The sequence below is a fragment of the Ruegeria sp. BG8 genome, assembly GCF_056538325.1.
The window spans coordinates 167,312-192,837 of record NZ_JBQFSZ010000003.1 but is presented as its reverse complement, the minus strand read 5'-3'; the positions used below and the strand labels follow the sequence as shown (position 1 = coordinate 192,837).

32 protein-coding genes and 3 tRNA genes are annotated in these 25,526 nt (G+C 57.0%); 18 read left to right on the top strand and 17 right to left on the bottom strand.

What is annotated here, in order from left to right; genetic code table 11:
- Window positions 1-74: 74 nt before the first annotated feature.
- Both ACR0DG_RS08455 and ACR0DG_RS08450 read right to left on the bottom strand, forming a co-directional pair.
- Complete coding sequence (locus ACR0DG_RS08455) at window positions 75-1,049, bottom strand: isopenicillin N synthase family dioxygenase (protein ID WP_480696194.1); 975 nt, start codon at window positions 1,047-1,049, stop codon at window positions 75-77.
- Complete coding sequence (locus ACR0DG_RS08450; protein ID WP_480696193.1) at window positions 1,049-2,413, bottom strand: FAD-dependent oxidoreductase; 1,365 nt, start codon at window positions 2,411-2,413, stop codon at window positions 1,049-1,051. The genes ACR0DG_RS08455 and ACR0DG_RS08450 overlap by 1 nt, the downstream gene beginning before the upstream one ends.
- Window positions 2,414-2,580: 167 nt before the next feature.
- Here ACR0DG_RS08450 and proS point away from each other — a divergent pair, with 167 nt between their 5' ends.
- Both proS and ACR0DG_RS08440 read left to right on the top strand, forming a co-directional pair.
- Window positions 2,581-3,921, top strand: coding sequence for a proline--tRNA ligase (gene proS, locus ACR0DG_RS08445; RefSeq protein ID WP_480696191.1), 1,341 nt, complete (start codon window positions 2,581-2,583; stop codon window positions 3,919-3,921).
- The gene (locus ACR0DG_RS08440) at window positions 3,905-4,795 is read left to right on the top strand and encodes a glycosyltransferase (protein WP_480696189.1); all 891 of its coding nucleotides are present in this window, start codon (window positions 3,905-3,907) and stop codon (window positions 4,793-4,795) included. Before proS ends, ACR0DG_RS08440 begins: the two co-directional genes overlap by 17 nt.
- Here ACR0DG_RS08440 and ACR0DG_RS08435 read toward each other — a convergent pair.
- Window positions 4,792-5,148, bottom strand: coding sequence for a hypothetical protein (locus ACR0DG_RS08435; protein WP_480696187.1), 357 nt, complete (start codon window positions 5,146-5,148; stop codon window positions 4,792-4,794). The two genes, ACR0DG_RS08440 and ACR0DG_RS08435, sit on opposite strands and share 4 nt — an antisense overlap.
- Before the next feature lie 397 nt (window positions 5,149-5,545).
- On the opposite strand from ACR0DG_RS08435, the gene ACR0DG_RS08430 reads away from it, so the two are divergent.
- Both ACR0DG_RS08430 and ACR0DG_RS08425 read left to right on the top strand, forming a co-directional pair.
- Complete coding sequence (locus tag ACR0DG_RS08430; protein WP_480696185.1) at window positions 5,546-6,841, top strand: lipoprotein-releasing ABC transporter permease subunit; 1,296 nt, start codon at window positions 5,546-5,548, stop codon at window positions 6,839-6,841.
- Window positions 6,834-7,520, top strand: coding sequence for an ABC transporter ATP-binding protein (locus ACR0DG_RS08425; protein WP_480696183.1), 687 nt, complete (start codon window positions 6,834-6,836; stop codon window positions 7,518-7,520). The genes ACR0DG_RS08430 and ACR0DG_RS08425 overlap by 8 nt, the downstream gene beginning before the upstream one ends.
- On the opposite strand, the gene ACR0DG_RS08420 is transcribed toward ACR0DG_RS08425, so the two are convergent.
- Window positions 7,504-7,941, bottom strand: a complete 438-nt coding sequence (locus tag ACR0DG_RS08420) for a DMT family transporter (RefSeq protein ID WP_480696181.1) — start codon at window positions 7,939-7,941, stop codon at window positions 7,504-7,506. The genes ACR0DG_RS08425 and ACR0DG_RS08420 overlap by 17 nt on opposite strands.
- Before the next feature lie 92 nt (window positions 7,942-8,033).
- Between ACR0DG_RS08420 and ACR0DG_RS08415 the strand changes: the two genes are divergently transcribed.
- Window positions 8,034-8,438, top strand: coding sequence for a c-type cytochrome (locus ACR0DG_RS08415; RefSeq protein ID WP_480696179.1), 405 nt, complete (start codon window positions 8,034-8,036; stop codon window positions 8,436-8,438).
- Between the two features lie 3 nt (window positions 8,439-8,441).
- On the opposite strand, the gene ACR0DG_RS08410 is transcribed toward ACR0DG_RS08415, so the two are convergent.
- Both ACR0DG_RS08410 and ACR0DG_RS08405 read right to left on the bottom strand, forming a co-directional pair.
- Window positions 8,442-9,128 carry a hypothetical protein gene (locus tag ACR0DG_RS08410; protein WP_480696177.1) on the bottom strand — a complete coding sequence of 229 codons (687 nt, stop codon included), beginning with the start codon at window positions 9,126-9,128 and terminating at the stop codon, window positions 8,442-8,444.
- 41 nt (window positions 9,129-9,169) lie between these two features.
- Entirely contained in the window at window positions 9,170-9,832 is a 663-nt protein-coding gene (locus ACR0DG_RS08405; RefSeq protein ID WP_480696175.1) for a DNA-3-methyladenine glycosylase I, read from the bottom strand.
- A gap of 384 nt (window positions 9,833-10,216) precedes the next feature.
- Between ACR0DG_RS08405 and ACR0DG_RS08400 the strand changes: the two genes are divergently transcribed.
- From ACR0DG_RS08400 to ACR0DG_RS08385, 4 genes are all read left to right on the top strand, one after another.
- Entirely contained in the window at window positions 10,217-11,167 is a 951-nt protein-coding gene (locus ACR0DG_RS08400) for an ABC transporter substrate-binding protein (RefSeq protein WP_480696173.1), read from the top strand.
- Window positions 11,168-11,177: 10 nt separating this feature from the next.
- Window positions 11,178-12,227 carry a quaternary amine ABC transporter ATP-binding protein gene (locus tag ACR0DG_RS08395; RefSeq protein ID WP_480696171.1) on the top strand — a complete coding sequence of 350 codons (1,050 nt, stop codon included), beginning with the start codon at window positions 11,178-11,180 and terminating at the stop codon, window positions 12,225-12,227.
- Complete coding sequence (locus ACR0DG_RS08390; protein ID WP_480696169.1) at window positions 12,224-14,287, top strand: ABC transporter permease; 2,064 nt, start codon at window positions 12,224-12,226, stop codon at window positions 14,285-14,287. The genes ACR0DG_RS08395 and ACR0DG_RS08390 overlap by 4 nt, the downstream gene beginning before the upstream one ends.
- A 331-nt stretch (window positions 14,288-14,618) precedes the next feature.
- Window positions 14,619-15,140, top strand: coding sequence for a DUF2478 domain-containing protein (locus tag ACR0DG_RS08385; RefSeq protein ID WP_480696167.1), 522 nt, complete (start codon window positions 14,619-14,621; stop codon window positions 15,138-15,140).
- A 362-nt stretch (window positions 15,141-15,502) separates the two neighbouring features.
- On the opposite strand, the gene ACR0DG_RS08380 is transcribed toward ACR0DG_RS08385, so the two are convergent.
- Window positions 15,503-15,586: transfer RNA gene (locus ACR0DG_RS08380), tRNA-Tyr, on the bottom strand.
- Window positions 15,587-15,702: 116 nt separating this feature from the next.
- Between ACR0DG_RS08380 and rlmB the strand changes: the two genes are divergently transcribed.
- The 4 genes from rlmB (at window position 15,703) to ACR0DG_RS08360 (ending at window position 17,993) form a co-directional block, all read left to right on the top strand.
- Window positions 15,703-16,476 (top strand): 23S rRNA (guanosine(2251)-2'-O)-methyltransferase RlmB, encoded by a 774-nt coding sequence (gene rlmB, locus ACR0DG_RS08375; RefSeq protein ID WP_480696165.1) that lies wholly within the window; start codon window positions 15,703-15,705, stop codon window positions 16,474-16,476.
- Window positions 16,457-16,765, top strand: coding sequence for a hypothetical protein (locus ACR0DG_RS08370; RefSeq protein ID WP_480696163.1), 309 nt, complete (start codon window positions 16,457-16,459; stop codon window positions 16,763-16,765). Before rlmB ends, ACR0DG_RS08370 begins: the two co-directional genes overlap by 20 nt.
- Before the next feature lie 108 nt (window positions 16,766-16,873).
- Window positions 16,874-17,323 (top strand): YHS domain-containing (seleno)protein, encoded by a 450-nt coding sequence (locus ACR0DG_RS08365; protein ID WP_480696161.1) that lies wholly within the window; start codon window positions 16,874-16,876, stop codon window positions 17,321-17,323.
- A gap of 199 nt (window positions 17,324-17,522) precedes the next feature.
- Window positions 17,523-17,993 (top strand): CoA-binding protein, encoded by a 471-nt coding sequence (locus tag ACR0DG_RS08360; RefSeq protein WP_480696159.1) that lies wholly within the window; start codon window positions 17,523-17,525, stop codon window positions 17,991-17,993.
- A gap of 2 nt (window positions 17,994-17,995) precedes the next feature.
- On the opposite strand, the gene ACR0DG_RS08355 is transcribed toward ACR0DG_RS08360, so the two are convergent.
- From ACR0DG_RS08355 to hisF, 3 genes are read right to left on the bottom strand one after another with little or no spacing between them, the layout of a single operon-like run.
- Window positions 17,996-18,562 (bottom strand): hypothetical protein, encoded by a 567-nt coding sequence (locus tag ACR0DG_RS08355; RefSeq protein WP_480696157.1) that lies wholly within the window; start codon window positions 18,560-18,562, stop codon window positions 17,996-17,998.
- Window positions 18,563-18,621: 59 nt separating this feature from the next.
- Window positions 18,622-18,939, bottom strand: coding sequence for a phosphoribosyl-ATP diphosphatase (locus tag ACR0DG_RS08350; protein WP_480696155.1), 318 nt, complete (start codon window positions 18,937-18,939; stop codon window positions 18,622-18,624).
- On the bottom strand, window positions 18,936-19,697 hold the full coding sequence (gene hisF / locus ACR0DG_RS08345; RefSeq protein WP_480696153.1) for an imidazole glycerol phosphate synthase subunit HisF: 762 nt from the start codon (window positions 19,695-19,697) through the stop codon (window positions 18,936-18,938). The genes ACR0DG_RS08350 and hisF overlap by 4 nt, the downstream gene beginning before the upstream one ends.
- Before the next feature lie 120 nt (window positions 19,698-19,817).
- Here hisF and ACR0DG_RS08340 point away from each other — a divergent pair, with 120 nt between their 5' ends.
- Both ACR0DG_RS08340 and ACR0DG_RS08335 read left to right on the top strand, forming a co-directional pair.
- Entirely contained in the window at window positions 19,818-20,264 is a 447-nt protein-coding gene (locus tag ACR0DG_RS08340; protein ID WP_480696151.1) for a DUF302 domain-containing protein, read from the top strand.
- Between the two features lie 118 nt (window positions 20,265-20,382).
- Window positions 20,383-20,739: a hypothetical protein gene (locus ACR0DG_RS08335; RefSeq protein ID WP_480696149.1), complete on the top strand. Its 357-nt coding sequence runs from the start codon at window positions 20,383-20,385 to the stop codon at window positions 20,737-20,739.
- A 47-nt stretch (window positions 20,740-20,786) separates the two neighbouring features.
- Here ACR0DG_RS08335 and hisA read toward each other — a convergent pair whose 3' ends face one another.
- A complete protein-coding gene (hisA, locus tag ACR0DG_RS08330) occupies window positions 20,787-21,512 on the bottom strand; it encodes a 1-(5-phosphoribosyl)-5-[(5-phosphoribosylamino)methylideneamino]imidazole-4-carboxamide isomerase (RefSeq protein ID WP_480696148.1) in 726 nt (241 codons plus the stop codon).
- Between the two features lie 134 nt (window positions 21,513-21,646).
- Between hisA and ACR0DG_RS08325 the strand changes: the two genes are divergently transcribed.
- Window positions 21,647-22,048, top strand: a complete 402-nt coding sequence (locus tag ACR0DG_RS08325; protein ID WP_480696146.1) for a DUF2147 domain-containing protein — start codon at window positions 21,647-21,649, stop codon at window positions 22,046-22,048.
- Window positions 22,049-22,052: 4 nt separating this feature from the next.
- Here ACR0DG_RS08325 and hisH read toward each other — a convergent pair whose 3' ends face one another.
- Together hisH and hisB are read right to left on the bottom strand one after the other, a co-directional pair.
- Entirely contained in the window at window positions 22,053-22,691 is a 639-nt protein-coding gene (gene hisH / locus ACR0DG_RS08320) for an imidazole glycerol phosphate synthase subunit HisH (protein ID WP_480696144.1), read from the bottom strand.
- Entirely contained in the window at window positions 22,692-23,279 is a 588-nt protein-coding gene (hisB, locus tag ACR0DG_RS08315) for an imidazoleglycerol-phosphate dehydratase HisB (protein WP_480589924.1), read from the bottom strand. It abuts the gene before it with no gap.
- A gap of 155 nt (window positions 23,280-23,434) precedes the next feature.
- Between hisB and ACR0DG_RS08310 the strand changes: the two genes are divergently transcribed.
- A complete protein-coding gene (locus tag ACR0DG_RS08310) occupies window positions 23,435-23,674 on the top strand; it encodes an Lrp/AsnC ligand binding domain-containing protein (protein WP_480696142.1) in 240 nt (79 codons plus the stop codon).
- On the opposite strand, the gene ACR0DG_RS08305 is transcribed toward ACR0DG_RS08310, so the two are convergent.
- The 3 genes from ACR0DG_RS08305 to ACR0DG_RS08295 form a co-directional block, all read right to left on the bottom strand.
- The gene (locus tag ACR0DG_RS08305) at window positions 23,671-24,537 is read right to left on the bottom strand and encodes a GNAT family N-acetyltransferase (RefSeq protein ID WP_480696140.1); all 867 of its coding nucleotides are present in this window, start codon (window positions 24,535-24,537) and stop codon (window positions 23,671-23,673) included. The two genes, ACR0DG_RS08310 and ACR0DG_RS08305, sit on opposite strands and share 4 nt — an antisense overlap.
- 98 nt (window positions 24,538-24,635) lie before the next feature.
- Window positions 24,636-24,710: transfer RNA gene (locus ACR0DG_RS08300), tRNA-Gly, on the bottom strand.
- A gap of 34 nt (window positions 24,711-24,744) precedes the next feature.
- Window positions 24,745-24,819, bottom strand: a tRNA-Gly gene (locus tag ACR0DG_RS08295).
- Between the two features lie 149 nt (window positions 24,820-24,968).
- On the opposite strand from ACR0DG_RS08295, the gene ACR0DG_RS08290 reads away from it, so the two are divergent.
- Window positions 24,969-25,121: a hypothetical protein gene (locus ACR0DG_RS08290; RefSeq protein ID WP_480696138.1), complete on the top strand. Its 153-nt coding sequence runs from the start codon at window positions 24,969-24,971 to the stop codon at window positions 25,119-25,121.
- A gap of 15 nt (window positions 25,122-25,136) precedes the next feature.
- Here the strand turns inward: ACR0DG_RS08290 and ACR0DG_RS08285 are convergent, their stop codons facing one another.
- Entirely contained in the window at window positions 25,137-25,520 is a 384-nt protein-coding gene (locus ACR0DG_RS08285) for an MAPEG family protein (protein WP_480696136.1), read from the bottom strand.
- Between the last annotated feature and the right edge of the window lie 6 nt (window positions 25,521-25,526).

Here is a 25,526-nt window from a genome sequence, read left to right as displayed (position 1 = left end):
CGGTACTTGCACATGTTCTTGGCGCATGCGGCCTTATGATGCAAGCGGTTCATGGTCAGGGGAATTGCCGGGTCTTAATCGCTCAGCGTTCCCAGTTCCGGGGTGGCTGCGTCGGCGTGCTCGTCCGGCCAGTTGGTGCGCCAAATCTCGGCGGACCAGTGGCCGCAATGCACGGGCGGGCGGTCAAAGCCGGGCAGGAGGTCCAGCAAAGGCGCGACCACGACGTCATGGCGCGGAACGGCGAAATAGGGGAACGAGTACCGCTCGCGGCCCGAGCGGTTGACCACCCGGTGCGGGGTGGATTTCAGGCGACCGCCTGACCACAGCTCCAGCATGTCGCCGATATTGACGACGAATCCGCCTAGTGGGCAATCCGGGGTGATCCAACCGCCATCGCGGGTCTGAACCTCAAGCCCACCGACGGGATCGGGCGCGATGATGGTCAGCGCGTCGGTATCTTTGTGCGGATGGATGCCATAGCCGCCCTCATCCGGGGCCTGCGGCGGATAATGCAGCAGGGTCATGTTGGTCATCGGATCACGGAAGGCATCGCGCAGCGTTTTCGGGGCCAGGTTGAGGCCGACCTCAAGCGCGCCCAGCAGCAGATCGGCCACCCGATCCAGTTGCGCCCAATAGGCAAGGATCGTCTGCGCTGCCTCGGGCACCTCGCGCGGCCAGATATTCGGACCGTAAAGCGGGCAGTCTGCGCGGATGGAGGCGTCAGGCGCGGTTTCGCGATGCAGCTTGTAGCCCTCGTATTTGTCGGCCTTGCCCGAGCCGTCATTGGGCGTGAAGAATCCCATGGGAATGAACCCGCGATAGTTCTCGCGGGTAATGGCCTGATCCCATTTGGCGCTTTCTTCGATGTCAAAGATTGCCCGTACACAGCTGCGCACCTGATCGACCGTTTCCGGCGGAATGCCCGTTCCTGTGATCGACAGAAACCCGATCCCAGTGCAGGCGTCCATGACGTGCCGGACGGTCAGGTCATAGTCGGGATGATCGCGATCACACAGCGGCGAGACGTCTATACTAGGGATTTGCTGCATCAGTGAATCCTCACACCCTGCCGATCCAATTCCTTGTGAACGGGTGCGAGGTTCAACTCATGCACCTCTTGGTTGCTTTTCAGCGACAGCGCGGCGGCGATGCCTGCGCCCTGACCCATGACTGCGCAGCAGGCCATGTTGCGCGTGGCCGCATGGGCCACCTTGTCGGACCCGTGCGAGCGGCCCGCAACCAGCAACCCCTTGATCCCCTTGGGCAGCATCGAGCGATAGGGGATTTGCATATACCGCCCGGTCGTGGGCAGGATCAGAATGCCATAGCCGTCTATGAATTCGGGGTAGATGCCGATCGTATCCTCGAACCGGCCCTGATGGCGGGCGTCGTCTTCGGTCATGTTGTACACCGCGTCGATCTTGCGGGTGTCGCGAATGCCGATGGTCATACCGAAATTCCGTAGCCGCGCGTTTTCGCAACCGGGCATGAAGCGGCGCAACGCCTCGATGGCCAGCATCGACTGACGGCGGCCCTCGATCTCGCCCTTTGTCAGGCTGTCAGGGTCAGTGCCGTCGATTTCGGCCAGATGGATGAGGTTCATATAGGTCAGCTCACCCGTGTCGTGCATCGCGCCCCAGGTGCCCGCGATGGTGTTCAGATGCGCCGGGATCAGGCCCGCATCAATCGCCTGCTGGAACGGTTTGTGCACAAATGGCGAGAACATGTCGTCCTCTTTGCCCGAGGTCTCGATGTTCCATTCACCGCCGCCGCCCCAGTCCTTGTAGGTCTGCGGATCGGCCTTGACGCCCTCCATGAAGGCGCGCTTGTCGACACCGGCCAAATGGAACATGACCGAGGCGGCCATCATATCCTCGCGCGCGGTCTTGTGAGTGGGGGCGCCCGCGCGATGGGCCACGTCGGCGTCGCCGGTGGCGTCGATCACCACGCGGGCCAAAATCGCCTCGCGCCCGGCTTTGGATTCGGTGATGATGCCGGTGATCCGGTCGCCGTCCATAATGGGGGCCACGAACTGACGGTGCAGCATCGGATGCACGCCCGCCTCTTGCACCAGCTTGTCGGCCACCAGTTTGAACCCCTCGCTGTCCAACTCATAACTCAGCGACTGGCTTTCCGGCACGGCTGCGCCCATGTCCTTGGCGCGGGTTTCGAACTCCATGCCGATCCCGCCGGCCTCGACCGTTTGTTCGTGGCGATACCAAGCGAAGCCTTCAACCCCGACGGCGGTGATGTTGCCGCCCATGCAGCCGAACCGGTCGACCAGCGACACCTCGGCCCCGGCACGCGCGGCTGCCAACGCGGCGGCCAGCCCGGCGGGGCCAGAGCCGACGACCAGAACGTCTGTCTGATGGATGACGGGAATCTGGCGGGCGGGTTCCTGAATGGTCTGCATCGGTGCCTCTTGGGTTTTACATTTCTGTCACATTTGAAAACCCTGATCGGCGGGTCAATCAAAAATCCGACTGACCCGAGGTCGCAAAAACGCCAATGCCCGATTGCCCCCGGCGGGGCTTTGGCATAATCACCTTTCGAGTGAACTTTCACCTTTAAGGTTACAATATGCGCCTCAGCCGTTACTTTCTGCCCGTTCTCAAGGAAAACCCCTCCGAGGCTCAGATCGTCAGCCACCGGCTGATGCTGCGCGCGGGGATGATCAAGCAAGCATCCGCCGGGATTTATTCCTGGCTGCCGCTGGGGTTCAAAGTGCTGCGCAAGCTGGAAAACATCGTGCATGAAGAACAGGCGCGGGCCGGTCACATCGCCATTCAGATGCCGATCCTGCAATCGGCGGACCTGTGGCGCGAATCCGGGCGCTATGACGATTACGGTCAGGAAATGCTGCGGATGCAGGACCGTCACGGGCGGGACATGCTGTATACGCCCACAGCCGAGGAACTGGTGACGGATATCTTCCGCGGCCATGTGAACAGCTATAAAGATCTGCCGCTGACCCTTTACCAAATCCAGTGGAAATTCCGCGATGAAATCCGCCCGCGTTTCGGCGTGATGCGGGGGCGTGAATTCTACATGAAGGACGGCTACAATTTCGACCTGACCAAAGAGGACGCGCTGCACGCCTATAACCGCCATCTGGTCAGCTACCTGCGCACTTACGAACGTATGGGCCTGCAGGCTATCCCGATGCGCGCCGATTCCGGCCCCATCGGTGGCGACGACACGCATGAGTTTCTGGTCTTGGCCGAAACCGGTGAATCTGAAGTCTTCTATGACAGCGCCGTCACCGATCTGACCTTTGGCGATCGTCAGATCGACTATGATGACCGCGCACAATGTCAGGCCATTCTGGAGGAGTTCACCTCAAAATACGCGCGCACGGATGAAACCCATGACGAGGCGCTGTTCAATCAGGTGCCCGAAGACCGTCGCCGGGTGGCGCGCGGGATCGAAGTGGGGCAAATCTTCTACTTTGGCACCAAGTATTCCGAGGCGATGGGCGCAACCGTTCAAGGCCCCGATGGCAAACCGACGCCTGTTCACATGGGCAGCCACGGGATCGGCGTCAGCCGCCTGATCGGCGCGATCATTGAGGCCAGCCACGATGACAAGGGCATCATCTGGCCCGAGGGCGTGACGCCGTTCCACTGCGGGATCGTCAACCTCAAGCAAGGTGATGAAGAGGCGGACGCAGCCTGTGACAAGCTTTATGGCGCGCTGACTGCCTTGGGGCTGGAACCGCTTTATGATGACCGCAACGAACGGGCCGGGGGCAAATTCGCGACCATGGACCTGATCGGTCTGCCGTGGCGCATCACTGTTGGCCCGCGCGGCCTGAAGAACGGTGTGGTCGAACTGACCTGCCGCCGCACCGGCGAAAGCGAAGAGTTGAGCCCCGAGGCCGCCGTGACGAAGATCGCCGAGATCTATGAGCAGATCGGCTGACACTGACACGCCGCTGATCTCGGTTATTACGGCGACACATAACCTGCTGTCCCAAGGACGGCAGGACAGCTTTCGCGAGGTGGTCGCGTGTATGGCACGCCAAGGCTGTGATCGCGCTGAGCACATTATACAAGATGGGGCCTCGACGGACGGCACTCTGGACTTTTTGCACGAGGTGACCGCCGACGCCCCGCGAACTCGCGTAATTAGTGAACCCGACACGAACCTCTATGACGCGATGAACAAGGGGGCGGCATCGTCAGGCGGTCAGTATCTGTTGTTTCTGAACTCAGACGATTCACTGGCTTCTGATGATATCCTCAATGGACTGGCAGACAGGCTAACCGCGACACGACCCGATTTCCTTTTTGGGTCGACATTGCGCCGGTTCAAGGATGGTACGGAAAGCCGCGAAAAACGCATGTCGCTGACAGCTATCCTGCAACGCATGCCGTTTTGTCACAATTCGGTATTGCTGCGGCACGATGTCTTCGATGCGTTAGGGGGGCACGATACACAGTTTCGCGTCGCCGCAGACTATGACCTGATGCTCCGGCTCATCACCGAAGGGTATGAGGGTGAGCGTACGGATGACCCGATTTCGATGTTTTGGGGGCGCGGTGCCAGCGATAATGACGACATAACCGCGCAGGATTACGCGCGTGTTTGGTTGAAATACTATGCAGGTTTCAACGCCGCCCGGAATCTGACACAGGACGATTTCGTCCGGTTCTACCACCGTGGGCATATGCCTGCAGCGCTGGTTCTGGAACGCTTGCTGAAAATGGGGTCATGCCACGGCATAAAAGCTGCGGCGCGCCACAGCCTTTGGAAAACGACGCGACGATCCGTGCAGTTCTGGCGTCGTTTCTAAGCGCCGCTAACCGTTGGTCGGGCAGACAGAAGATCACCTGTCTCGCTGTCTCGGGCGACGACGATCGGACGACCCATGCGCTTTACCAGATCTCTGAATTCAAGCCCCAGAAACCTTAGCCCGCAGATGCGTTCACCGGTCGACATGTCCGTCACGCAAAGCCGCCCTTGTCGGAACGCCAGGTGATAACCTTTGTCTTCCAGGATGGCTGTCAGGTTGTTCCAACTGGCTGCGCTTGCAAATAACGGACGAATGGCCGCCCGCAGCAAAGCTGCTGTCTCACAATCCAGTTCTGTAGAGGCTTGCCGGGTTGAAATTGCACCCGTGTCTTTAGTTTCAATTCGAACACTCATGAGCGACTCCCGCTCTAACCATTTAATCCCCCACGATCAGGGTGACAAAGTTTCCAAAAATAAGCAAAAAGCGAAATAAAGTTGCGTTACATATGTTGCATTTTGAATTCAGTCGGACTCGCCATGCTCACATTGACTACAGTGTTGAAACAGTAGGCGCATGTCTGTGAACGCAATCACAACCTCTGGTATATTATTGAGATTTAAAGTCACTCATAGCCCGAGTGGCCGCTAATTGCTCGTGCTGGTGATTCGTCCACCACTGGGAAGCTAGGCCCCGCCGAATTTCAGATCAAAGAGCACGGTTTTGCGGAACGCCATCCTATCAGTTTGACAAGCGGCTTGACCATCCGGCGAAATGTCGTGAGGGTCGCGCCAACAAAAAACCGGAGCAGGCATGGCCACGACACCCCCGCCTTTCGCACCCTTCGAATGGAAAATCGCCTGGCGGTATCTGCGCGCCCGTCGCGCCGAAGGCGGTGTCAGTGTGATGACGTGGATTTCTCTGATCGGGATTACGCTTGCCGTATTTGCCCTGATCGCAACGCTGGCCGTGCGCTCGGGGTTTCGGGCCGAGTTTGTCGGGACCATCCTAGGGGCAAACGCGCATGTCACGGTTTATTCGGCGGGTGAGTTTGATGCGCAGGGTCGCGTAGACCGCACCATTGATGACTATACTGAAATGGCCGAGCGCATTGCGCAGGTTCCCGGTGTGCAACGCGCGGCACCTTTGGTGAAAGGGCAGGTTCTGATCACCAATGGCGATCGCAGCAATGGTGTTGAGGTTTTTGGGATTGAACCCGACGATCTTCTGGATCTACCGGGCATTGCAGGCAGCGAGCAGGCCGTAGGCGATCTGGCCTTTTTCCTGAACGAAGAGGACGCGATCGCCATTGGCTCCGGTGTTGCCCGTAGTATCGGGGCGACGGTTGGGGATACAGTCAAGCTAACCTCGCCCAACGGTGTTAAGACACCGCTTGGGACATCCCCGCGCGTGAACGCCTACCGCGTCGTCTATATCTTTTCCGCAGGGCGGTATGACATTGACCGAACCCGCGTCTACATGCCCTTTGAGCGGGCACAAAGCTTTTTCAACCGCGAAGGCGTTGCGGACGAGATTGAGGTGATGGTTGATCAACCCGAGGATCTGACGCCGATCCTGATCCCTATCCTCGAGGCCGCAGGTGAGCGCAGTCAGATTTGGACGTGGCAGGATGCGTCGGGCGGGTTCCTGCGCGCGCTTGAGGTTGAGGACAATGTGATGTTCATCATCCTGTCTATCCTTGTTCTGATTGCCGCGATGAACATCGTGTCCGGCCTGATCATGCTGGTAAAGAACAAGGGGCGCGACATCGGAATTCTGCGAACGATTGGCTTAAGCGAGGGGTCGGTTCTGCGGGTGTTTTTCATATGCGGCGCGTTTACTGGCATCATAGGAACTGCGATGGGCGTCGTGTTGGGTTGTCTTTTTGCGTTGTATATCGACCCGATCTTTTCCTTTGTGAATTTCGTGATGGGCGGAGGTGTTTGGGATCCGTCTATTCGCGGCATCTATGCGTTGCCGGCCGAGCTGCATCTGACGGATGTCCTCAAGGCCGTCGGGCTGTCGTTGGGTTTGTCTTTCTTCGTCACCTATTTTCCGGCCCGTCGCGCGGCGCGGCTGAACCCGGTTGAGGCGCTGCGCTATGAGTGATGTAACCATGCGGCTTGCGGGCCTGACCAAAAGCTATCTCAAAGGCACGCCGGGTGAGGTACAGGTGCTGCGCGGTGTCGATCTTGAACTGCGCTCAGGCGAGGCGGTGGCTCTGGTTGCGCCTTCGGGTGCCGGAAAGTCAACCTTGCTGCATATTGCGGGCCTGTTGGACACCCCGGATGCCGGTGTGGTCGAAATTGCGGGGCAAAACGTATCTGGCAAAGGGGACCGGACGCGAACCACATTGCGACGGCAGGATGTGGGCTTTGTCTACCAGTTCCATCACTTGCTGCCGGAATTCACCGCGCTGGAAAACATCACCTTGCCGCAACTTGCGAACGGTGTGTCCGAGAACGCAGCGGTTGAGAGGGCAATGACCCTGTTGGACCGTGTTGGCGTCGCCGAGCGAGCGGCGCACCGCCCGGCAGCGTTGTCCGGTGGTGAACAGCAGCGGGTTGCGTTTTGCCGGGCCCTGGCCAATGCGCCGCGCATTCTGTTGGCTGATGAACCGACGGGCAATCTGGATCCCGAAACATCGGATCAGGTGTTTGACGCCTTGATGGCCTTGGTTCGGGACGAGGGGCTATCGGCGCTTATCGCCACGCACAACATGGATCTGGCGGCGCGCATGGACCGAAAGTTGCGACTGGAAGGCGGGATCCTCAGGCCAGTTGCGTAATAGCGACGCCGGCGGCCATCACCGCGATACCACTTGCGCGTAACCATGTCAGCGGCGTGACCTGAGCGCCAAACAGGCCGAAATGGTCAATGGCCGCCGCGCTAATTAACTGTCCGATCAGGACAAAGAACACGGCATTCCCGACACCGAAATGCGGGGCAACATGTGTGATCGATAAAACATAGAAAGCGATCAGAACGCCCCCGAGTAAAAGGTGTTTGGGCACCTCGGTCACTTTGGACAAGGCGGTCAGGCCCGGAAAAAGCACCATCACGGCAGCCGAGGACGCGAAAGCGATCGCAAACAAAACCACCGCAGCCGTGGTCGGAGAACCAATGAGCTTACCCAATGCGGCATTCAGAGCAGCAAGTATGGGAACACCGATCCCGGCGGCCAGCATGATGGCTGCATAATGTGTCATTGCCCGTATCCTCCCGCTTCGTTGATCTGGATCATTGCGCCAAGGGCGTCATCGGGCAAGCCTGCAAACGTCAATCTTGACAGGAGGATGCGATGATCAGGCCGATAATTGGCGCAGTTTCGATAGGGATGATGAGCTTGGCTAGCCAGGCTGCCGCGCAGGACGTGCAAATGGGGGCGGAGTTATTTCAGCACTACTGTGCGACATGTCATGGGCTTGATGCAAAGGGTGGCGGACCAATGGCCGGAGTGCTTGTTGTTCAGCCATCGGATCTGACACAGCTTGCAAATGAAGAAGGGGTTTTTCCGACCGCGCGCGTGGTCGCGCGAATAGATGGTCGTGACCCGCTGGTAAGTCATGGCAGCCCGATGCCTGTCTACGGACCTTACTTCGACGGACAGGATACCTCGATGAAAACGCCCGAGGGGCAGCCGATCCTGACCAGCCAGCCTATCGTTGATCTTGTTGCGTATCTTGAAACGCTGCAAAACCGCTGAGGACTAACTACAAATCCCGTCAATCTCGGCATCAGCCCATGGGATGACCACTGCCCGTTCCCGGCGCTCACCGGGCAGTGGCGAAAGGTCGAAATGCGCGCCCAGCATGTCGTGCAGGCGCTGTGTCCTGGGAGCAGCAGGGTCCAGCGCCCGGCAGCACACATATTCTTCGACGATCGCGCCCTGTTGCTCGAACCCGTAAGAGAGAAAGTCCGGCGAAGTGCTTAAATCAAAAAGGTAAGGGTCCTTGCTGCCGCCATGTTCAGCCGCGGCCCGCAGCGGGTGGTATCCCGTCGTCTTGCGATTTTGCCATTGCCAGACATGGGTCAACTCATGCGCAAGCAGCATAGCTGCAATCAGGTTCATTTCCTCGGGGAAGTCGGACATATAGTCCTCAAGGTACCAGTCCTTTGTGAAATAGACCTTGTTGAACAATGCGACCGCCGCTGGTTTGGCAGTGACCGGTCCTTCTTTTGGTGGGGGCAGAATACGCTCGCGGCATGCAAGGCGCGGACGATTCTGACGATAAAAGGTGATCGGCGCAACAGGCGCGCCTTCGACAAGGCGAACATTGCTGACGTCCAGAGTGTCACCTTGAATGGCACTGGCAAACGCAATCTCTTGCTCGGTCAACGGGCGACCGCATGCGAAAAGAAAGACAAGACACGCCATCAAAAACAGTCGCAACATGATCAAAGCCTAATGCGTGTTTCCGCCTCTGCAACCCGTTTTCAGACACTCATCGCCAAAACGCGACTGATTTCAGTCAGGGACCGCCCGGATTGGTCCATCCAAGTGTTAAAAGCGGATTGGACTGCGGTCATCGCTTTCTTGGAAGTTGCCGCTTTGTCGATCACACCTTCAGCGACCAGACGCGCCGTCACATCCTGCGATAGAATAAAGCTGTCCCGACCTGCAAAACGCATAGCATATTGCGCAGATGCACCGCCCAGACGCGAGCCGCGCTTACCCAACATCGCCAAGAGGCCGATGTAATCGCTGGATGGCCAACCGCCCAGAACTTTTCCTGCCCCACCTTCCTCGCGCAGTTCCAGAAGGAAGGCAGCGTTATCGCGTACAGTCGCGATTTTTGTGCCGTTTCGAACGATGCGGGTGTCCTGCAAAAGCGAGTCGAACTTTTCATCGTCCATAAAAGCGCATCGCCCAACATCAAAGCCGTCAAAGGCGGTCTCGAATCCATCCCATTTGTTTTCGATGACCCGCCAGTTGAAGCCAGCCTGGAAAATGCACTTTGTCAGCACGGACAGCCAACGGTCTTCGGGCATTTCCTCCAACTCTTTGATGGACTTGGGCTTGCTGAGTTTTTCCTCCAGCGCATCTGGTCCACCGTGACGTTTGGCGGAAATTGCGAAAATCTCGTCAAAATGATGCATGTGCGGGCTCCTTCGCGCCTAACGTTGCTTTTCGATGTGCTGGTGGCAAGGGCTCTGCGTGATGTCCGCGTTTGCGAGTTCAAGAAAAAATCTGTGCCACTTCGAAAAAAATACTCGACAAAACAGGCAATTCGGGTTTGTGATTGACTCGTCAATCAATAACCTGACCCAAAACAATGTGAAGACAAGAAAGGTCAAGGGGATCTGCGCATAAAGGCGGATAGGGACAAACGGGGCGTGTGCGGGCGAATTAATCCGCTTTGGATCACACAGACCGCTTTCCTTTTTCAGCCTATTTTGTGCATGTTGCGACATGGTATTGTCGTGAGACAAACGCTTCGCGATGCCGAGGCGCCAATAACAAAGAAGACAGGGAGAATGTCGATGAAAAAACTGAGTGTAAGCCTTTTGGCAATGACAGTTGCTGGTTCCGCCTACGCTGCTGACATGGGTGCAGTGGATGAGCCGATCAAACTGGCCGTCAACGAATGGACCGGTCAGCACGTAACGACGCATGTCGCAGGCGAAATGCTGAAAGCCGCGGGATACAACGTGGAGTATGTGACCGCAGGCATGATGAACCAGTTCCAGGCGTTGGCCGACGGTGACATTGATGCGACGTTGGAAATCTGGTCGTCGAACGTGTCAGACGAGTACGCAAAGAAAGTCGAAGAGGGCACGGTCGTTGAGATCGGAGATCTGGGTCTGGACGCCAAGGAAGGCATTGCATACCCGGCCCATGTGGCTGAACTGTGCCCGGGCCTGCCTGCATGGGAAGCCCTGAAAGAATGCGCGCAGGTCTTTGCCACGGCAGAAACACTGCCGGGTGGACGTCTGGTAGATTATCCCGCCGATTGGGGTACTCCGGGTGCCGATCGTATGACCGGTCTGGAACTTCCGTTCAAAGCGGTTCCTGCAGGATCTGAGGGCGCATTGATCGCCGAACTCCGCGCGTCGACCGAGCGCAAGTCGCCGTTGCTGATCACCTTCTGGCAGCCACATTGGGCCATGTCGGCCTATGACGTGCAGTTCGTTGACCTGCCAGTCGGCGAAGAGGCGTGCTTCAACGATCCGGCGTGGGGCCCGAACCCCAACGCGGTGAATGACTGCGATTTCTCACCTTCGCGCATCTTCAAAGCCAGCTGGAGCGGTATGGAAGACAAATGGCCGGCGGCCTTTGAAATCCTCAGCAACTACCAATTGGCGGTCGAGGATCAGCAGCCAATGATGGGGGCCATCGACGTTGACGGTGGTAAAGTCGAAGAGGTCGTCGCGGCATGGATGGCCGAAAACGAAGGTAAGTGGCGCCCGGTTGTTGACGCTGCAACCCAGTGAGCCTGCCTAAGTGACTGACGCTAAAACGCCAGCCATTGCCTGCCAGAACCTCTGGCAGGTCTTTGGCCCCGGTGCTGAAAAGGCCCTGACCGACGCGCTGTCTCGGTCAGGGAATGATGCGGACAAAGCAGCTGCTGATCTGCGGGAAAACGGGTTTATCCCCGCCGTGCAGGATGCCAATTTCGAAGTCAAAGAAGGCGAGCTGTTCGTCATTATGGGGTTGTCCGGTTCGGGCAAGTCCACCTTGATACGATGCATATCTCAGCTTTTGCCTGGGACGGGCGGTGAAATTCGCGTCGACGGTGAAAACGTAATGGGTGCGTCAAAAAAGGTTTTGACGGACCTGCGCCGGAAAAAGCTGGGCATGGTGTTCCAGCATTTCGGTCTGTTTCCCCACATGACCGTGGCGGAAAACGTGGCTTATCCGCTGCGCGTGCAAGGCGTCGGCAAGACCGAGCGCTTGGCACGTGCGCAAGAGGTCATTTCACTGGTGGGCCTGGAAGGCCGCGAGGATAGTTTTCCCCGCCAGTTGTCAGGTGGTCAAAGGCAGCGTGTCGGGATTGCACGGTCCTTGGCTGTGAACCCGGATATCTGGTTTCTGGACGAGCCGTTCTCGGCGCTAGATCCACTCATCCGCCGCCAGCTACAGGACGAATTTCTGCGTATTCAGGCGACGCTCAAGAAATCCATCGTATTCATAACGCACGACATTCAGGAAGCGTTGAAGCTGGCTGACCGAATCGCGATCATGCGTGATGGCAAGATCGTTCAAATCGGCACGCCCACGGACATCGTGCTGCGCCCCGTGGATGATTACGTGCGAGAGTTTTCGAAAGACGTGGCCAAGGGTCAGCATGCCAAGGTTGCTTCGGTCATGCGCGACGAGGCCGAGCGCGGCCCGGACGATCCGGGTCTGACGACCTCGATGACGCTGGACGCCGCCTTGGCGCATTGCATGGAGCTTTATGAGCCCGTGCCGGTGCGCGATGAGGCGGGCAATATCGTTGGCACCGTTCATCCGTCAGACTTGGCCGCCGCGTTGCAGGTAGACGAGACATGACTGCGCTTACCGATATTCCCGCACAACAGGTGCGTTTAACTGTTGGCGCAAAGGCCGCGTTGATCACGGTTGTTGTCGGTGCAGTTTGCTTGGTGCTGGAGGGTATCGCGCCTTGGTTGGTCAAATGGCCGACTGCATGGGAATTACCAGCAACCCAATGGGTTGGGGTGTTCCTGGATTGGTTTCTGAACGGCATCAAACCGGTCATGCGGCTGTTTTCCGATCTGATGGCTTATCCGATGGACGCAGCCAATTTCGTTTTGGCGAACACACCATGGCCAATCCTGATTGGATTGGTGACCGCGCTGGGCTGGTACCTTGGTGGTCTGCCGATGGCGGCGTTGGGTTTCTTGGGCCTGAGCTTTGTACTGGCCTCAGGGTATTGGGCCGAAAGCATGAATACGCTGGCGCTTGTGGCCGTTTCGGTCCCCGTGGCGCTGGTGGTCGGCGGGGCGATCGGCATCCTCGCCAATGAAATCCCTCGGGTGAAGTCGTTCGTTCAGGCGGTGTTGGACGTCATGCAGACAGTGCCAACTTTCGCCTATCTGACACCACTGCTGTTGTTGTTTGGCTTTGGTCCGGTGGTAGGTCTGATCGCCTCGGCCATCTATGCTGCCCCGCCAATGGCTCGCAACGTGATGCTTGGGCTCGAGCGGGTTGAGCCCGAGATCAAAGAGGCCGCGATCATGTCCGGCGGCACTCGGTTTCAGCAATTGTTTCAGGTGGAAATCCCCGCGGCCGCGACACAGATCATGATCGGTGTGAACCAGTGCCTTATGGCCGCTCTGTCGATGGTTATCATCGCCGCTGTCATCGGTGGTTTTAACGATATCGGGTGGGAAGTTCTGCTCACCATGCGCAAGGCGCAGTTTGGTGAATCCCTGATGGCTGGGTTGGTCATTGTTGTGTTTGCGGTCGTCATAGACCGTATGAGCGGAACCCTTGCGACCGAGCGCAAACGCCATGATCGACGCGTTGTGTGGGCCATGTTGGGCTTTGCTGTGTTGTTCACTGCCGCCTTTTGGGCTTGGTTGCCGAACCCCTCGGAACTGACCGTGCTCGACCCGATGGCCGAAGCCATAGACAGCGGCTTGACGGCTTTCACACAAGCTAACGGTTCTTGGTTAGATGCGTTCAAGAACAATGCGCTTTTCTACGTGCTTTTGCCGCTGCGTATTGGGCTGGATCAGGCCGTTCTGCCGTTCACCTGGGGTTTCCAATGGACAGCAGGAATGAGCTACGGCCTGTTCGCAGCCGGAGCTGTTATTGCTGGTCTGATGGCATGGCGCGGGCACCTGACCGGCGGGTTGGTTGTGTTAATCCTGATCGGCATGTTGGAAACTGGCATTTCCAACCTTCCGTGGCCTTTCGTCCTGACCGCTACCGCTGCCCTCAGCTATGTTGCCGGAGGGTGGCGTCTTGCTGCTTTGTCCGTTGGGCTGCTCTGCACCATTCTTGTTTCGGGCCTGTGGGAGAGGGCGCTGTTGTCGCTCTACCTCAGCGGTGCTGCGGTGTTCGCCTGTGCCATTGTCGGCGGCTTGATCGGTTTGGCCAGTGCAGTCTGGTCGCCAGTGTGGAGTGTCGTTCGACCGATTTGCGATATGCTGCAGACGATACCGCTGTTCGTCTTTCTGATCCCGGTTTTGATGGTGTTTCAGATCGGCGAATTCTCGGCCTTTCTTGCAATCTGTGCCTACGCGGTTGTGCCGATGATCCGGTACACTCGTCACGGGCTGGTAAACACACCAGAAGAAATGATGGAGGCCGCTATTTCCAGTGGCGCGACCGAATGGCAAATCATGCGGGACGTGCGCGCGCCCTATGCCGCGCCGACCATCTTGCTGGGGTTGAACCAGACCATCCTTTACGCCTTTGCGATGCTTGTGATCGCGGCGCTGATCGGGACGACCGGTCTGGGCCAGTCGATTTATCTCGCGTTAGGTCAGGCGGATGTCGGGCTTGGAATTTCCGCCGGTGCCGCGATGGCGATACTGGCGCTAATCGCAGACCGAATGGTTCAGGGCTTTGCCGAAGAACGCCGCAAAGCTTTGGGGCTATAATCAGGGGTAGGGGCGGTTGTGCCGCCCCGCCTCGTGACGTGGCCGAATACGACATCGTCCTTGTGACCTAAGCTGATTGCACCACGTTCCGAGACGATCAGGGCCGGTGTTTGCGACTCAATCCCTATTGTCCAGGCGCTCCCGAACAGGCGCATCCTTTCCGTCGCTCTCGCGCCTGGGAAGGCCTCGGCTTCAGCTTGGTATTCACCGTTTTGTTCGTCTTGCACGCAGCTTTGATTGGTCTGCCGCACGTGTTTTACCGTGCAGGAGTGGCCGATTGGGGGCATGCGTGCTATCTGGTTTGTCACACTAACATTACGAGGGTCTCTGAATGCACCTGGCCTATGTCACCACCACCGACCGCGGAGCGACGGATCGTCTACTCAGCGCTGCTGCCGAACATCTTCTGAAATCCGGCGCGCGATTGGCCGGTGTGGTGCAGACGAACACTGAATGCGCTGACAGCAGCAAATGCGACATGGATGTCCGCGTTCTGCCCGAGGGCGATACCATACGTATTTCTCAGTCTCTTGGAACCCAGTCCCGCGGCTGTCGGCTGGACCCGGCCGCTTTGGAACAAGCCGTGGGACATGTGACCGCTTCGCTGGAGGATGCACCGCAGCTTTTGATCGTCAATAAGTTTGGCAAACATGAGGCCGATGGGCGTGGCTTCCGCCCCGTGATCGCCGAGGCGCTGGCGCAGGACATACCGGTTCTGGTCGGAGTAAACGGCTTGAACATAGAGAAGTTCCAAGCCTTCACAGACGGCGCCGCAGAAGAGGTAGTGCCCGAGCTGGATGCCGTAATCGAGTGGTTCGAGCGCGTCACGGCGCAAAGCTCTGCGGCGGCTTGAGTGTCGGCAGATGAGTGGGTGTTCCAGACCTTTGGGTCGGGAACACCTCCTTCGCTTAGTGGCGCTCTGTCTTTCTTTTCGAGTGTCGAGCACGCACGTCAATGAAGGCTTTAGCCAATACGAGTCGACAATTAGCCGCGGTGGTCCAAAGACAAGGCGTTCTCTCTGCAGCTAACCCGAACCCATCCTTAGAACGGTCTGCGGGGACACTCCTTGGCCGCTCCTTAGATTCGGAAAGCTCGTTTCGAAGCTAGTGTTTTGTAAGAGGACAACGCAGATTGACTAAGGGCCCTTGCTGTAGGGAACCACCATAGCATTCAAGGCCCGAGCTTTAGTCCAAATCTCTGGGAAGCTTGTAAAAGTGGTGGGCGACCCTGGAATCGAACCAGGCGTGCGTCTCCGCGAGGGAGTTACAGTCCCCTGCCACACCTTGCGGCCTGTCGCCCACTGTCAGGCGTTGCACCTGACGTGGAGGCGTGATTACTAGCGCCTTAAAGGAGCGTCAACAGGAAAATACCGCTTTGACGCAGGAAACCGAATTCCCGGCCCGGAGGCCCAAGAAATGAAGAAACCCAAGTGGGTCGTTGAAAAGGAACAGGCACGCAAGGCGGCCTCGGCTGAAACTGTTTGGTTGTTTGGATTGCATGCCGTGCGCGATGCGCTGATGAACCCAAACCGCAAGAAACTGCGCCTTATTGTGACGCGAAACGCGCAAGACAAACTTGCCGAAGCCATTGAATTCGCGGCAATCAGTCCCGAGATGGTGGACCCGCGCAAATTCACGGCCCCGATTGATCCGGGCTCGGTTCATCAGGGGGCCGCACTGGAAGTCAAACCTTTGGATTGGGGAGGGCTGGCCGAGAACTGTATCGGCCGTGCGCATCCTCGGGTCATTCTACTGGACAGGGTTACCGATCCGCATAACGTGGGTGCGATTCTACGCTCGGCCGAGGTTTTGGGGGCCAGTGCAGTTATTGGAACCCGGCATCATTCGGCACCGGAAACCGGGGCGTTGGCCAAGACGGCCAGTGGCGCACTGGAACGTCAGCCTTACCTGCGCGTCAGAAACTTGGCGGACGCGATTGTCGCGCTGCAGGATATGGGCTTTCTGGTTTTGGGGCTGGATGGCGAGGCGGAACAGACAATTGAAACAGCTCTGGATGGCAAGCTGGATCATCCTGTTGCGTTGGTATTGGGGGCCGAGGGCCCTGGTTTGCGGCAAAAAACCAAAGAGACAGTCGATCAATTGGTGAAAATCGACGCATCGGGCGGATTTGGATCGCTGAACGTCTCAAATGCTGCCGCAATCGCATTATATGCTTCACGACACAGATAAACAGGAGAGCGCCATTTCCACGCCTTCGAAAATCGCCACGTGCTGCTATTGCGGTACCCGAGCTGCGCTGGTTCTGAAAGGAAAACAGCGACATGAACTCAGCTGCTCCAGCTGCGGAGCACCTCTGCATGATCTAAAGATGGTGCCCAAGCGGAAACTGAACGATTCCAAACCCAAGCGTGAATCATTCAAACCCTCGAAAGGGTACAAAAACAAAAAGAAGAAAAAGGGTATGTTCTCGCGTGTCCTGGATGAAGCTTGGGATGCGATCGAAGATATTTTCGACTAACGCTGCTTTATTCACGCACGAGCGATCACATCCGCGTTAATGCGAGTTTCAGATGTGTAAATAAATTGCATCTTGTTAGGCTGATTTCTTAAACACGATGCGATGATGATGAACCGACGCTTTCTTCTTGGCGCACTGACCGCCGCTGTACTTGCTCCTGCTGCGTTCGCGCAGGACTTGCCTGTCTTTTACAAGACGGATGGCGCAGCTATGGCGGGTTACGATGCGGTTTCTTATTTCAACAGCGGTACGCCTGTTCGTGGACTTCCAGAGTATTCCGTTGTTTGGAAAGGGGCAGAGTGGCACTTTGCTTCGGCTGAAAACCGGGATGCGTTCGAAATGAACCCCCGTGCATACGCTCCGCAATTCGGTGGGTACTGCGCCTTTGCCATGGCGCAAGGCAAGCTGGTCAGTACTGATCCGAATCTGTGGCAGGTCATCGATGGGCGTTTGTACCTGACGCATTCACCGGAAATCGAAAAAAGATGGCAGCGCGATACGGCCGGATACATCCGCATGGCCGAGGCCAATTGGCCCGTCGTGCTCTACGAAAAATAGGCCGTTTTCCGCTTTTCGTGATCTGTCATCACAAAAACGCGCACCCCCTCTTTTTTTCTCTGATCTCGTGCTTAAATGTCACAGTGACCGCGGAACGGAACTGCCGCGGGTCATTTCACTGTCCCTCGTTCCAACACCTTGCGCCCGGGTTTTTACCTGGGCGCTTTTTTCTTTTGCGTCCTGCGCATAGGGTGGCGACATGGCCGACTACACTGATGCATTTTTGAAAGACATCCTGCGACGCACGAAAACTGTGGCCGTCGTGGGCGTTTCGATGAACCCAGTCCGCCCTAGCTATTACGTGGCGCGCTACCTGTCGTTAAAGGGCTACAAGGTCATTCCGATAAATCCGGGTCACGCGGGCAAAGAGTTATTTGGTGAACAGGTGCGCGCGTCGCTGTCCGAGATTTCCGAGCCTGTCGACATGGTTGATATCTTCCGCCGCTCTGAAACGGTGCCGCCTATCGTAGACGAGGCGTTGGCCGAGTTGCCCCAGTTGCGCACGATTTGGATGCAGATCGGGGTTGAACATCAAGAGGCCGCAGCCGCTGCCAGCGCACGTGGCGTGGATGTGGTTATGAACCGCTGTCCAAAGATCGAATATCAGCGCCTGTTCGGTGAATTGCGTATGGGTGGTTTTGCGACCGGTGTAATTTCGTCCAAACTGTAGGCTTAGTTTGCGACGTAAGGCTTAAGTTCGCCATACTGTTCCAGCCGTCGTTTTTCCAAAACGATTTCTCGGGGAACCCATTCGTAACGTGTGTCCTCAGCCAGCGGGGCCCAGTACAGAACCCCACCGTATCGCCAGGGGTCGAGTACAATTCCGTCGTACATTGTATCGCCTTTGCGGCTGATAAGAGCGGTGCTGTGGTCGATGCGAAATGGGTTGTCGGCATTCGCGATTGCGCGGTGCAGGTCCAATGTCTCGAAGTTTTCCTGATCCAAACGTCGCTCAATATCTTCGGCCCAATGCCAACACAGCCCACGTGGGCGCAGGCCTTTGTTGACCTTCGCATTGTGTATCAGTGGAGGATCCGTGATTTCATATTCCTCAACCAATTGCGCGGTATAGGCGTAGGCAATTTGGGCTGCACGACGGGCTTCAGTAGGATCAACGCCCGGGCCGAGGCTGAGGATCTCGGCCTCTAGTCGCTGAACCTCATCCCCGTTTGAGGACGGCGCGGCGGCGCACGCGCACAAAGCGATCAATGCCAGCCCAAGCAGTAATGCTCTGATCATGTCACAGCCTTTGGATCGTCCATCTAACCTGGTCAGACTAGGCGAGGAAGTGCATGCCGTCACGCCTTTGGACGCGCGGCTTTTTCGTCGATCCCACTGATCCCTTGTCGACGGGCCAACTCATCCAGCACTTCGTCTAGCGTAACGTTCCGTGCGGCCAGCATCACAAGCAGATGGTAGAGCACGTCGGCCGCCTCGGATGTTAGCTTTGCCTGATCGCCTTTCGCGGCCTCGATGATGGCTTCGATGGCTTCTTCACCGAATTTCTCGGCGCATTTCTCTGGACCTTTCGCCAGCAGCTTTGCTGTCCAACTGCTGTCGGGATCGGCCCCTTTGCGCCCTTCGATTGTTGCGGCCAGTTCGTGCAAAATGCTCATGTCAGCCTCATCGGGATGCCCGCGGCAGCCATGTGTTCCTTGGCTTCGCGGATCGTGTACTCACCAAAATGGAAGATCGAAGCGGCAAGCACAGCGCTTGCGCCGCCCTCGGTTACCCCTTCGACAAGATGGTCCAGATTGCCAACGCCACCTGATGCAATGACCGGCACGGCAACCGCGTCCGAGATTGCGCGAGTCAGTGGCAGGTTGAACCCGGCCTTTGTGCCGTCTCGATCCATTGACGTCAGCAGGATTTCACCTGCGCCTTTTGCGACCACGGTCTTCGCAAACTCTACCGCGTCAATTCCGGTTGGTTTGCGCCCTCCGTGGGTAAAGATCTCCCACTTGCCGGGACTGACTGTTTTTGCGTCAATGGCACATACGATGCATTGACTGCCGAATTGGTCAGCGGCTTCTGCGATGACGTCGGGGTTGGCTACTGCGGCAGAATTGAAACTGACCTTATCCGCCCCCGCCAACAACAGGGCGCGTACGTCGTCTTTGGTGCGCACGCCACCACCGACGGTCAAAGGAACAAAGCATTGCTCAGCCGTGCGTTGGACCACGTCAAACATCGTCCCACGGTTTTCATGGGTGGCATGGATGTCCAGAAAACAGATTTCGTCCGCGCCAGCCGCGTCATAGGCCTTGGCTGATTCCACCGGGTCGCCTGCATCGCGCAGGCCAACGAAATTCACACCTTTGACGACGCGGCCATCAGCGACGTCCAGACAGGGGATAATGCGCGTTTTCAGCATAAGAAGTCCTTTGTTCAGCGCACCTTTACCGGCAACGCCCCGCCGATGCCAGACTTGTGATTGTGATGTCACGTGAAGCTATGGAAATTAAGGGTGAAATTCATGAAAAGGAATAATGATATGCGACATCTTTTGCTTGCTTCAATCCTAACTCTGGGAGGCACCCTGTCCGCCATGGCCGACGACATCATCAAAGTAAAAACTGAAAAATCAGTGCCTGAGGTGCTGGATGCGCTGGAGGCCGCGGTCGGCAATGCCGGAGCAACCGTCTTTGCACGCATCGATCATGCGGCAGGCGCTGAAAAGGTGGGTACACCGATTCCGCCCAACCAGGTGCTGATCTTTGGCAACCCAAAGCTTGGCACGCCTGCCATGCAGATAGACCCGCGAGCAGGCTTGTTCCTGCCGCTCAAGGTGCAAGCCTATGAGGATGCCGATGGTCAGGTCTGGTTGATCTATGAAGACCCAAAAGAAACCATGGATGACTTTGACGAGGTCGAAAAAGCACCGGTTATCGAAAAGATGCGCGGCGCATTGGCGAAACTGACCGCTGCCGCCGCTCAGTAATCCTTGTGGCGCGCCGGTTCTTCCTTAGGCTGGCGCGCTAAGTCCTCCGCAGGTTTTGGGTATAAGCCTGCATGTGTTAGACTTGCGGCATTTCTAACATCTATTGGGAGGATTTTTTATGACTATACGCCCTAGTTTCCTATCTGTTTCCGCAGCTTTAGCTTTGGTGCTGACATTTAGCTCTGATGCGCAGGCGCAAGATTTCATGACGCAGAAAGAGCTTTTGGCCACGTTCCCGGGATCAACCCTTTCGGGTATCTCGAATACCGATGGTAAAACCCCTTGGGCGCAGGCGTACAGCACCGGACGCAAAAAGGGAAAAATTGCCGGCAACTATGGGGGGTCAAAATATGACGCCAAATGGTATGTCGAAGGCGATCAATGGTGCGAAGACTGGGGCAGTGGGTCAGGCTGCTGGCGGTTGTACAGACCGGCGAAAAAGAGTTCGAATTGTACAAAGATGGCAAGCCTCTGAAAAATCGCTGGAAGATGAAGTAACCTCCCAGACGAAGCGCCCCGGTATCAGGGGCGCTTGATTGCTTCCAAAGCTTCGGCAAGGTCAATGGCGCCATCATAAAGGGCACGACCCGAGATAGCGCCGTTTAGCGCGACACCGCAGTCGCGCAGCGCGATAAGGTCATCCAGTGAACTGACCCCGCCTGATGCAATGACGGGGATTGACACGGCCTTTGCCAAGGCTGCGGTTGCCTCGACATTGGGGCCTTGCATCGCTCCGTCGCGGTTGATGTCCGTATAGATAATCGCGGCAACGCCAGCGTCCTCGAAACTGCGGGCCAAGTCGGTGACTTGGACGTTGGTTTCTTCGGCCCAGCCTTTGGTGGCGACCATGCCGTTACGTGCATCTATTCCGACGGCAACTTTGCCCGGGAAGGCTTTTGCGGCTTGTCGAACCAGATCGGGATTCTCAACTGCAACAGTTCCCAGAATGACGCGGGCCAATCCCTTTTCGATCCATGTCTCGATCGTGGCCATGTCGCGAATTCCGCCGCCCAATTGGGCTGGTACGTTACACGCAGCCAAAATCGCTTCGACCGGGGCGGCGTTGACGGGCTCGCCCGCAAATGCGCCGTTCAGATCGACAAGGTGCAACCAATCGCACCCTGCATCGACGAAGGCACGCGCCTGTGCTGCTGGGTCTTCGTTGAAAACCGTTGCTTTGTCCATTTCACCGCGCAGCAGGCGTACGGCCTGGCCGTCTTTTAGGTCGATGGCGGGGTAGAGGATCATGTTGGGCGGCCCTATATCACTGTTACATGCGCGGCATATCGCACATGCAGGGCAGGGGATGCAACGCGACGCTGGGTCATTCTTGCCCGATTGCAAGCGACGGGCCAGACTGGGCGCAAATCAGGGAGAACACCATGAAGAAAGTTACACTTGCCGCCACCTTCGCGATGCTGGCAACAGGCGCAATGGCAGCGGATCCGGTTGACGGCCTGTGGAAGACAGAGCCGGGTGATACGGGTGGCTATTTACACGTCACCATCGCGGAATGTGGCAGCGCGATTTGCGGCACGATCGACACCGCTTTCGATGCTGATGGCAACGAGCAGTTGGAATATGAAAACCTGGGTAAGCAGATCATCTGGGACATGATCCCGGAAGGCAGCGGTAGCTATGATGACGGTAAGATCTGGGCGCCTGATCGCGACAAGACCTATAGCTCGAAAATGACGTTGGATAGTCAGAACGAGTTGACCGTCAAAGGCTGCGTCGCTGGCGGTTTGGTCTGCCGCGGACAGACCTGGACACGCGTTCAATAAACGTTCAGGGCATCCAGGTCAGGAAGTTTCCGATCATGCGCAGTCCCACGTCCTGACTTTTCTCGGGGTGGAACTGCATACCGACCATTGTGTCGCGGCCGACGACGGCCGTGACCTCTTGGCCGTAGTCAACATATGCTAGACGCTGTGCCGGATCTGTCACGCGGAAATGGTATGAGTGAACGAAATAGGTGTGGTCGCCTGTTTCCACACCGGCAAAGACCGGGTGTGCGCTCTCGATAATCAAATTGTTCCAACCCATATGGGGGACCTTCAGCGCGCTGTCCGAGGGTTCGATGCGCACCACGTCGCCTGCAATCCAGCCCAAACCATCGGTCTCGCTGTATTCGTGACCCTTAGAGGCCATCAGTTGCATGCCAACGCAAATTCCCAAAAAAGGGCGGCCCTTTTGTTCGACCGCCTCGACCATTGCGTCATAAATGCCTTTGTGACCGCGCAATTCTGCAGCACAGGCTGGAAATGCGCCATCACCGGGCAGCACAAGACGGTCCGCGCGGGCGACTACATCTGCGTCCGAGGTCACCACAACCTTTCCCGCGTCAATCTCTTGCGCCATGCGCTGAAACGCTTTTTCAGCCGAGTGCAGATTACCGCTCTCGTAGTCGATAATTGCCGTTAGCATTTACAATGCGCCTTTGGTGGACGGAATCGCATCGGCTTTGCGTGGATCGGTTTCAACCGCCAACCGCAGGGCGCGCGCGACGGCTTTAAAGGCCGCCTCGGCGATGTGGTGGCTGTTGAAGCCGTGCAATTGATCGATATGCAGCGTGATGCCGCCATGCGTGCTGAGCGCCTGAAAGAACTCGCGCACCAGCTCGGTGTCGAATGTGCCGATCTTGGGAGTTGGCAAGTCCACGTTCCAGATCAGAAACGGACGCCCTGACAGATCAAGGGCGCAGCGCACCTGTGCGTCATCCATAGGCAAGTGGCATTCGCCATAACGACGTATGCCTTTCTTGTCCCCCAGTGCCTGCGTCAGCGCCTGACCCAGAGCTATCCCTGTATCTTCGACAGTGTGGTGGTCGTCGATGTGGTAATCGCCCTTGGCGCGGATCGTCATATCAATCAACGAATGGCGCGCCAGCTGGTCCAGCATGTGGTCAAAGAAGCCAACGCCGGTCTGGTTGTCATACTGGCCTGTTCCATCCAGATTGACCTCGACCGAGATTTCAGTCTCGGCGGTTTGGCGGCTGATCTTTGCGCTGCGCATGGGCGAATTCCTTTTGCTACACGCGCGCTTATAGACGGGGAAGGGCAAGGTTTTCCAGAGCGCTTGGCGCAATCCGTTCAAACTGTTGCAGGGGATTGCGCCTCGGCGCGGGCCGTGCCAGCCTGCGGGCAACACGAACCAACAAGGCCCGGCCCATGTCCACCTGCGTTTTCATCCAAATCCGTTGCAAACCCGGAACCACCTACAAAGTGGCCGAGGAAATCGCTCTGCGCGAAATCCACTCTGAGCTGTATTCTACAAGTGGTGAATATGACCTGCTGTTGAAACTCTATATCCCGCAGAACGAGGATGTAGGGCACTTCATCAACGAAAACCTGCTGGTGATTCCCAATATTGAACGGTCATTGACCACAATGACCTTCAAGGCGTTCTAACCCAATTCAGAAGTTGTGACGCCAAAGACCCGGTTCAGATCTATGTCTGGCTCGTGGTTAGAATACATACGGGCAGTCTCTGATATCTTGTCCAGCCCAAGCTGCCCCGCGAGGGCCAAAGCAGCGTCGTTGGGTTGTGGCATGTCGACGAAAACTTCAAAGTCACGATGCTCGACCGGCAAGGCGGCAAACAGGCTGGCCAACAGGGCCTGTGCAATGCCGGCATCATCGGCAAACAGCGGGCCAACCTTATAGCCCGATCGGCAGGGGCGTAGCGTGGCGTATCCGCGGATCTGCCCGTTTTCAGTATACGCGCGCGAGATATGGTTAGGCGCACCAAGCCAGCTCTGCAAAAACGCATCCCTTGAGGCGGGGAAAAGCTGGCGGTCATATGCCTTAAGGCCATCCGAAGCGTCGTTCACGGGCGCTATGCCTTTTCCCAAAACCTGGCCGAGCTTTGGCAAAATCTCTCGAATCGTCGCGCCATAGCGGTGATTGTTGTTGGCCAGCGCAAAGCCCGATCTTTCGCAGTAGTCTTGTTGCGCAAGCACGCAGTCCAGCCCCACATTCCGCCCCTCACAATGGGCCAGCGCGTGTTGTGCAATTTGCGATCCATGGCCGTTGTGGCGAAACTCGGGCTTCACGAGGCAAAAACCCAGAAAAGAAAATGCATCATCATAATTCACTGCTGATGCGCAGGCGATCATTTCCCCGTCTAGAAATCCGCCTAGAAATCCTTCGGGGTCTGTAGACCGAAAACACTCGGCATCCTTCGTACCTGGATTCCAACCTTCTTGCCCCGCCCAATCCACAGCCTGTTTCAACTCTCCGGCCGAGAGCGCGCGAACGCTGAAATGCGACATACCAATAATCCTGCAATCGTTAACGCCCTTAGATTGGCGCAACTGCTTGCAATACACCAGTAAAGTTTCAAACCGATTGTTCTTGGAAGGTTTGTATCTGGAGCGGGCGAGGCGATTCGAACGCCCGACCCTAACCTTGGCAAGGTTATGCTCTACCCCTGAGCTACGCCCGCATCAGATACATTTTCTGGTCCGAAGACCTCTCAATGGAGCGGGCGAGGCGATTCGAACGCCCGACCCTAACCTTGGCAAGGTTATGCTCTACCCCTGAGCTACGCCCGCGCCGTTGAGTGAGGAGGGATGTATTAATTCCCAAGCTGGGCTGCAAGCGGAAAAACGCAAAATCGGGGAAAAATCTTTCGACGGAAAACCGCGGGCTGCACGTTTCAATCATAGAGTACTGCAAAAACAATAATGATCGAGGAGAGGACATGACATCTATAGCTGACTTCAAGATGGCGCTCTTGGCGGCATTAATCGTTCTGACTTCTGCGTTTTGTGCGCAGGACAAGGACAGGTTGGGGGATGCGGAACCTGTCTCTCCTGATGCGTCTGCCGTTGAAACACGCGTTTTGCTGAGTTGATCCTTCCAGGGCAGGTCAAATCGCCAGAACAAGGTTTGAAACTGCCGCGACCAGAATCGCGGTGAACGTCAGCACCATGCCGATCTGGCGCAGGATCACAATCTGCGGGTTGCGTCCAAATCCATAGGCATGCAGGACACGACCGCCAAGCAATGTCAGCCCAAGCAGGTTCAGAAACAGGTTTCCCGCGCCCTGCAGTTCAACCATCAGGATCAGCAATAGGGCAAAGGGCGTGTATTCCACAAAGTTGGAATGCGTTCGTATCGCCTTGAGCATGGCCGAATTGCCGCCATCCCCATAGGAAATCTTGTCGCTGCGGCGTTGGCTGATCACTTTGAAGCTGAGGGCAATATACAGCAATGCAAGCAGAGCGGCGTAGATTGGCGTGACGGTCAGCATGCGACA